Source organism: Inquilinus sp., assembly GCF_057815775.1.
On the sequence record NZ_JBYRFX010000816.1, the window covers coordinates 1 to 5,015 of the forward strand.

General features: G+C 67.3%; 5 protein-coding genes. 1 reads left to right on the top strand and 4 read right to left on the bottom strand.

Going from position 1 to position 5,015, the window contains the following annotated elements:
* The 4 genes from AC3XYG_RS29285 to AC3XYG_RS29300 form a co-directional block, all read right to left on the bottom strand.
* A partial coding sequence (locus AC3XYG_RS29285; protein WP_489143407.1) for an ATP-binding cassette domain-containing protein occupies positions 1 to 194 on the bottom strand: 194 nt, incomplete at its 3' end.
* 11 nt (positions 195 to 205) lie between these two features.
* A complete protein-coding gene (locus tag AC3XYG_RS29290; RefSeq protein WP_489143408.1) occupies positions 206 to 1,108 on the bottom strand; it encodes an ABC transporter permease in 903 nt (300 codons plus the stop codon).
* Between the two features lie 5 nt (positions 1,109 to 1,113).
* Entirely contained in the window at positions 1,114 to 2,088 is a 975-nt protein-coding gene (locus tag AC3XYG_RS29295; protein WP_489143409.1) for an ABC transporter permease, read from the bottom strand.
* A 64-nt stretch (positions 2,089 to 2,152) separates the two neighbouring features.
* Complete coding sequence (locus AC3XYG_RS29300) at positions 2,153 to 3,775, bottom strand: ABC transporter substrate-binding protein (protein ID WP_489143410.1); 1,623 nt, start codon at positions 3,773 to 3,775, stop codon at positions 2,153 to 2,155.
* A 470-nt stretch (positions 3,776 to 4,245) separates the two neighbouring features.
* Between AC3XYG_RS29300 and AC3XYG_RS29305 the strand changes: the two genes are divergently transcribed.
* On the top strand, positions 4,246 to 5,015 hold a 770-nt coding region (locus AC3XYG_RS29305), incomplete at its 3' end, for a pyridoxal-phosphate dependent enzyme (protein ID WP_489143411.1).

The window sequence follows — 5,015 nt, forward strand, 5'->3', positions numbered from 1 at the left end:
ATGCGGCCGGGCGGGTCGATCAGCCCGATCACGGCGGTGCCGGTGATCGACTTGCCGGCGCCGGATTCGCCGACCACGCCCAGCACCTCGCCCGGCGCGATGTCGAAGGACACGCCGTCGATCGCGGTCAGCAGGCCGCGGCGGCTGCGGAACTGGACCTTGAGGTCGCGGACGCTGAGGGTGGGTTCGGTCATGCCAGGCCCCCTCACCGCAGCTTCGGATTGAGGGCGTCGCGCAGCCAGTCGCCCAGCAGGTTGACCGCCAGGGCCAGGATCGCCAGGGCCACGCCCGGGAAGATCGTGATCCACCACTCGCCGGAGAACAGGAAGCGATTGCCGATGTTGATCAGCGTGCCGAGCGAGGGCGAGGTCGGCGGCACCCCGACGCCGAGGAAGGACAAGGTCGCCTCGGTGATGATCGCCAGCGCCAGGTTGATGGTGGCGATCACCAGCACCGGCCCGGTCACGTTCGGCAGCACGTGGCGGAACATGATGGTCCAGTCCGACAGGCCGATCAGCCGCGCCGCCAACACATACTCCTTGTTGGCCTCGACCAGGGTCGAGCCGCGCACCGTCCGGGCATACTGCACCCAATAGGACAGGCCGATGGCGATGATGATCACCGCGATCTGGATGTCGGTGCCGCCGCCCTTGCCCAGCAGCGCGGCGGCGACGCCGTTGATCAGCAGCGCGATCAGGATGGCCGGAAAGGTCAGCTGCACATCGGCGACGCGCATGATGATCGCGCCGACCCAGCCGCCGCGATAGCCGGCGACCAGGCCGAGGGTGACGCCGATCACCATCGCCAGCGACACGCCGGCGAAGCCGACCAGCAGCGAGATCCGGGTGCCGTACAGGATGGCCGAGAACAGGTCGCGGCCCTGGTCGTCGGTGCCGAGCGGGAACTGCGGATCGCCCTGCGGCTCGAAGGCCGGCGGGATCAGCGAGTTCATGATGTCGAGCTTGGCCGGGTCGAACGGGTCCTGCGGCGCGATCAGCGGCGCCAGCACGGCGCCGGCCATCATCACCAGCGTGACCAGCAGGGCGGCGATGGCGAGCGGCGAGCGGCGGAAGCGCCAGAACAGGTCGCTGTCGAGCAGTCGGCGCATCGCGGTCACCCCCCCGCCCCGACGCGGATCCGCGGATCCACGAAGGCATAGAGCACGTCGACCACCAGGTTGATGACGACGAAGATGAAGGCGCTGAGCAGCAGGTAGGCCGACATGATCGGGATGTCGACATTCGACACCGCCTGGATGAACAGCAGGCCCATGCCCGGCCACTGGAACACCTGTTCGGTGATGATGGCGAAGGCGATGATCGAGCCGAGCTGCAGCCCGGTGATGGTGATGACCGGGATCAGCGTGTTCTTCAGCGCATGGCCGAAATGGATCACCCGGTCGGGCAGGCCGCGGGCCCGGGCAAAGCGGATGTATTCGGTGCGCATCACCTCCAGCATCTCGCCGCGCACCAGCCGCATGATGAGCGTCATCTGGAACAGGCCGAGCGTGATCGCCGGCAGCACCAGCGAGCGCAGCCCGGACATCGTCAGGAACCCGGTGCTCCACCAGCCGAGATGCACCACGTCGCCGCGGCCGAAGGACGGCAGCCAGCCGAGTTCGACCGCGAAGACGAAGATCAGCAGGATGCCGATCAGGAAGGTCGGCAGCGACACCCCGATCAGCGAGGCGCCGAGGAACAGGCGCGAGATCCAGCGCTGGGGGTAGAGGCCGGTGAACACGCCCATCGGCACGCCGATCAGCAAAGCGAGCACGGCCGAGGTGATCGACAGCTCCAGCGTCGCCGGCGCACGCTCGCCGATCAACCCGGAGACCGGCTGCTTGAACTGGTAGGAATTGCCGAAATCGAAGGTCGCGGCATGGACGGCATAGCGCGCGAACTGGACCACCACCGGGTCGTTCAGGCCCAGACTCTCGCGCAGCGCCTCGCGCTCGGCATCGCCGGTGTCCTGCCCGACCATCTGGTTGATCGGGTCGCCGACGAAGCGGAACATGGTGAAGGCCAGCAGCGCCACCACCGCCATGACCAGAATCGCCTGGGCCAGACGCGTCAGGATGAAGGCCAGCATCGCACCCCGTCATGGCTGAAGGAAAGGCGGCGGCGCCCTGGCGCCGCCGGTCGGGCCACAGACCCTAGTTCTTCTTGATCCAGTCGAAGATCAGCCAGTCGTCCGGCCGCTGGAACACGGTGAAATTCTTCGACACGCCCCAGGACAGCGCCTGCTGGTGCAGGGGCAGGTAGCCGACATCGTCGATCAGAATCTTGGTGGCCTGGGCGATCAGATCGTCGCGCTTGGTCTTGTCGCCTTCGACCGCGAACTGGTCGGTCAGCTGGTCGACCTTGGCGTTGCAGTAGCCGCCATCGTTCTGCTGGCCATAGGCCGCGCCGTTGCGGCAGCGGACCAGGTCGTTGAACACGCTGAGCGCATCGTTGCCGGCCGGGGTCCAGCCCAGCATGTAGAAGCTGGTGTCGTAGCCGCCGCCGCTGCCGATCTTGGCGAAGTGCTTGGCGCGCGGCTGGGCGTTCAGCGTCACCTTCACGCCGATCCGGGCCAGCATCGACCCGACCGCCTGGCAGATCGGCTCGTCATTGACGTAGCGGTCGTTCGGGCAGTCCAGCGTGATCTCGAACCCGTCGGGGTAGCCGGCGTCGGCCAGCAGCTTCTTCGCCGCGTCCGGGTCGTAGGGCAGGCGCTTGAACTCGCCGGCGCGGTCGAACAGCTTGGGCGAGATCATCAGCGCCGAGGCCGTGGCCTGGCCGCGCATGATGCGCTGGACGATCGCGTCCTCGTTGATCGCCTGGAAGAAGGCCTGGCGCACCCGGATGTCCTTGAACGGATTCTTGCCCTTGACGCTGGAATACAGCAGCTCGTCCCGGCTCTGGTCCATGCCGAGGAAGATGGTCCGCAGCTCCGGCGCGGTCATCATCGTGGTGCCGGGGTTGTTGGCAACCCGGTCCTGGTCCTGCACCGACACCGGGTCGATGAAGTCGACCTGGCCCGACAGCAGGGCGGCGACGCGGGTGGCGGGGGAAACGATCGGCGTGAACTCGACCCGGTCGACATTGCCCTCGGGCTTGCCCCACCAGTTCGGGTTGCGCACGAACACCGTCTTCACCCCGATCTCATGGCTTTCGACCATGAACGGGCCGGTGCCGTTGGAATGCAGCACGGCATAGCCGGGATTCTTGTCCGAGGTGGAGGACGGCATCAGGGCGTTGTTCGCCTCCGACCACTTCTTGTCGAAGATCGGCCACTGGTCCCAGGTCGCGATCAGGATCGGGTTCGGCTGGCCCACGGTGAAGTCGACGGTGTAGTCGTCGATCTTGACCGCCTTCATGTCGGACGGTGCGCGGCTCTTGATGTCCGACCCCGGCGCCCGCAGGCGATCGAGCGAATACACCACGTCGTCGGCGGTGAACGGGTCGCCATTCGCGAACTTCACGCCCTGGCGCAGGTGGAAGCGCCATTTCAGCCCGTCATCCGTGACCTCCCAGCTGGTGGCCAGCGCCGGCACGATCTTGAGGTCGCGGTCGCGCGTGACCAGCCCCTCGTAGACGTTGCTCATCGTCGCCGTCGTGAAGGTCTCGTTGTACTGGTACGAATCGAGCGTGTTCAAATTGCCCTGGAAGGCGAATTTGAACACCGTCTCCGCCCGCGCCGTCACCGACGCCGCCATCAGGGCGGCCGCCACCAGCAGGCCGGTCGCGGCCCATCGGAGCGGGCCTGGCGTGGCCAGGGCCCTGGCTCGCTGCATGCCTCGCTGTCTCATATCCGCCATCGCGTCCTCGTCTGGATCTTGGTTGCAGGCAGCCGGGCGACCGAAGCCGGCCCGGCCGAGTCCATGGGGTTCGAAGGCGCGGCCGGTCACGGCCACGGTCTGAAGCGCGCCGCATCCTCATCTGACGGCGCTGTTTGATTGCCTCCCCGATTCAATGATTGCCCCGAGTTTCGCTCCGGGTCGAGCACCGATGCGATGCTGCGGCGCGGTAGGACCGCCGCCCGTTTCCTGGGCAGTTGCATCGATCATCGACGACCGCGGTGGCGGGCTGCATCGGATTTCAGTCCTCATCCCCTTCGATGGGGCAGACCAAGCAACCGCCATGCCACCCGGCCGGCAGGAAACTCCAGCCATAGGCAGAATCGCTCCGGACACGGCAGCCGGCCAGTTGCACGGCTTCCGGCTTGGCCCTAGGGTACGCCGCTTCTGTCCTGGAGAATGCTTCGGTGCGCTATATCAGCACCCGGGGTCACGCCCCCGCGCTTGCTTTCGACGACGTGCTGCTGGCCGGGCTCGCCCGCGACGGCGGCCTTTACCTGCCCGAGACCTGGCCGACCCGGTCGGTGGAGGAGTGGCGGCGGCTGCGCGGCCTGCCCTATGCCGAGCTGGCGACCGAGGTGATGCTGCCCTTCGTCGAGGGGTCGCTGACCCGTGAGGAGCTGGCGGCCCTGGCCCGCGAGACCTATGCCGGCTTCGGCCATCCCGCGGTGGCGCCCTTGGTCCAGCTCGACCACGATCTGTGGCTGATGGAGCTGTTCCACGGCCCGACCATCGCCTTCAAGGACTATGCCCTGCAGCTGCTGGGCCGCCTGTTCGACCATGTGCTGACCAAGCGTGGCGAGCGGGTGACGATCGTCGGCGCCACCTCGGGCGACACCGGCTCCGCCGCGATCGAGGCCTGCCGCGACCGCGCCGCCATCGACATCGTCATCCTGCACCCGGAAGGCCGCACCTCGGAGGTGCAGCGCCGGCAGATGACCACGGTGCTGTCGGCCAATGTCAGCAACGTCGCGGTCAAGGGCAGCTTCGACGACTGCCAAGACTTGGTGAAGGCGATGTTCGCCGACGCGGCGTTCCGCGACGAGGTCCATCTCTCGGCGGTCAATTCGATCAACTGGGCCCGGATCATGGCCCAGACCGTCTATTACGTCGCCGCGGCGCTGGCGCTGGGCGCGCCGGACCGGCCGGTGGCCTTCGCCGTGCCGACCGGCAATTT